The sequence below is a fragment of the Luteolibacter pohnpeiensis genome, assembly GCF_016595435.1.
GTDB classification, from domain to species: Bacteria; Verrucomicrobiota; Verrucomicrobiia; order Verrucomicrobiales; family Akkermansiaceae; genus Luteolibacter; species Luteolibacter pohnpeiensis.
Genome location: NZ_JAENIJ010000136.1, coordinates 1 through 921 on the forward strand (window position 1 = coordinate 1; position 921 = coordinate 921).

The following is a 921-nucleotide window of genomic DNA, read 5'->3' on the forward strand; positions in this document are numbered from 1 at the left end:
GCAATGAAATTGAACCGATACCTTCGAGCGGCGAAGCGGCATTTCCTGACTGCGCTATGTGCCGGAGCCTTTGCGGTGGCCTGCGTCATTTGGGCGTTTGCGGCTGCTCTCTATCAGCATCCGGGCTGGTGCATCGCGTCAGTGATGGCGGCGGTGCTCGGTTTTTTTGTCAGCGCGGTGGAGGGGAACGAGGCGCATCGATGCCTTGAGGATTCCGAAAAGTTTGAGCGCGGATCCGGCCATTTTTGACAGCCCACCATTCACAACAAGCGGACCCGGCCCGGGGAGCAGGGCAAAGAAATACACAATCATGGACACAGAAAAGAACACCAAATGGAAGCCGACTGCCCGGCAGCGGGAACTCATCAGTCACCTCGCCGATGCTGAAAGCTATCTGCCGACTATCACCGAATGCCTTCCTGATAAGCATCGCAAAAAACTCCGCCCCCATCACATGGCGAATTTCATGGGATTGGTCGCGGACCTTTTCTTCACTCATTATGAAGGGATCGCCAAAGCCTTCGATCGCAATGGAAGTCTAGAGGTCACTTTCAAAGCAAAGTTCGCTCAGGAGAAGGACACGGTCGAAGTTTCTTACAAACCCGTTGATACGTTCAAAGACTCGGCAAGCGCGGAGCTTCCCGATCCCGATCAGGAAGTCTTCGATTTCACCAAAGGTAGCTCGGCCTCCCAGAGAAACGCCGGGCCAGTGGTAGACGCTGAGATTGTCCACGCGTTGCCTGCACCGATGGAGCTTTTACCCGCTCCGCCGAAAACCCCGGAAGAAGAGCAGGCATTCGAGGATGGATTCAAGGCGGCGACGCAGGGCGAGAGCTATAGCACCAACCCTCATCCATTCACGAAAGACCCGACCGAAAACGCGCTGTGGAAAGCGTGGGCGGAAGGCTGGGAACAGGGCCA

The 921-nt window shown here is 56.0% G+C and carries 1 protein-coding gene and 1 pseudogene; both read left to right on the forward strand.

Annotated features, from left to right (window positions below; all coding sequences use genetic code 11):
* Positions 1–249 (forward strand): annotated as a pseudogene (locus JIN85_RS20585) (hypothetical protein); the annotation flags it as partial.
* Between the two features lie 61 nt (positions 250–310).
* Positions 311–921: hypothetical protein (locus JIN85_RS20590; RefSeq protein ID WP_200274392.1), on the forward strand; the 611-nt coding region annotated here is incomplete at its 3' end.